This is a genomic window from Herpetosiphonaceae bacterium (assembly GCA_036374795.1).
In the GTDB taxonomy this organism is placed as follows: Bacteria; Chloroflexota; Chloroflexia; order Chloroflexales; family Kallotenuaceae; genus LB3-1.
The window spans coordinates 1-1,246 of the sequence record DASUTC010000365.1; the positions used below are offsets into that span (position 1 = coordinate 1).

2 protein-coding genes are annotated in these 1,246 nt (G+C 57.6%); one reads left to right on the plus strand and one right to left on the minus strand.

The window, feature by feature from the left end; all coding sequences use genetic code 11:
* A partial coding sequence (locus VFZ66_29475) for a hypothetical protein (protein ID HEX6293348.1) occupies positions 1-189 on the minus strand: 189 nt, incomplete at its 3' end.
* 2 nt (positions 190-191) lie between these two features.
* On the opposite strand from VFZ66_29475, the gene VFZ66_29480 reads away from it, so the two are divergent.
* A protein-coding gene (locus tag VFZ66_29480) for an IS630 family transposase (protein HEX6293349.1) occupies positions 192-1,138 on the plus strand; the annotation gives its coding sequence in 2 pieces (ribosomal slippage) (positions 192-540 and positions 540-1,138; 948 coding nt in all).
* The last annotated feature ends 108 nt before the right edge of the window (positions 1,139-1,246 follow it).

Sequence of the window (1,246 nt, forward strand, 5' to 3'; positions counted from 1 at the left end):
GTAGGAGGGAGCGTCGTAGCGGCAATCCTGTTCGGCGCGCTGATGTCCCGGCTCATCGAATGGCCCGTCATAAAAATTCGAGACCGAATATTTCCATCTAGAGCATTTTCCGACCGGAATGAATCGGTTGGGATTCCCAAAACGGCGCGAGTCAGATTCAAGCTGGATGCTGGCGAGGGAGGTCAGCATGCATGACCAGGGCGCTTTCCGTTGATCTTCGCCAAAGGGTGGTCGCCGCGATTGACGATGGCTTGTCCTGTCGGCGGGCCGCCGAGCGTTTTGGTATCAGTGCGGCCAGCGCGATCCGCTGGCGCAGTCGTCTCAAGGAAGCTGGCGACGTCGTTCCTAAACGACCGGGCGGTGACCGCAGATCGCAGCGGATCGAAGCACATTCACAATTGATTTTGGACGCGGTGACGGTGAAGGCGGATATCACGCTCGCCGAGTTGCAAGAGTTGTTGAAACGTCGTGGAATATCGGCCGGCATCGCTTCGCTCTGGCGTTTCTTCCAGCGCAGAAAGATCACACTTAAAAAAAGACAGCGCACGCCGCCGAGCAACGGCGCGGCGATATAAATGCCGCGCGTGAGGAGTGGTTCGAAGGGCAAGTCGATCTTGACCCTGAGCGCCTCGTCTTTATCGACGAAACCAGCGCCAATACCAAAATGGCGCGACTTTACGGACGTTCGCCGCGCGGCGAGCGATGTCGTGCTGCTGTCCCTCACGGACATTGGAAGACCACGACATTCACCGCTGGATTGCGTTCCAGCGGCCTGATCGCACCGCTTGTCCTGGACGGTCCCATGGATGGCGAAGTCTTCTTGGCCTACGTCGAACAATTACTCGCCCCATCGTTGCAACCGGGCGACACCGTCATCATGGACAACTTGCCCGCTCACAAGGTCCACGGCGTTCGAGAGGTCATTCAGGCGGCCGGAGCAAGCCTGCTCTATCTCCCGCCCTACAGTCCGGACTTTAACCCGATCGAGATGGCCTTCTCTAAATTGAAGGCGCTGTTGCGCGCCGCTGCCGCGCGCACCATGCCAGATCTCTGGCAAGCAATCGCCAACGCTCTCAAACGCTTCTCACCCGATGAATGTCAGAATTATCTCGCCGCCGCTGGATACGACGCAACCTGATCGGAAAATGCTCTAGCCAGATGTCGGGGTTGTCCGTCACCCGCACCCCCCGCCCCGTCTAGAAGTACCTTTTTACCTTTATGCGTCGCAATAATAGAATAAATGTCT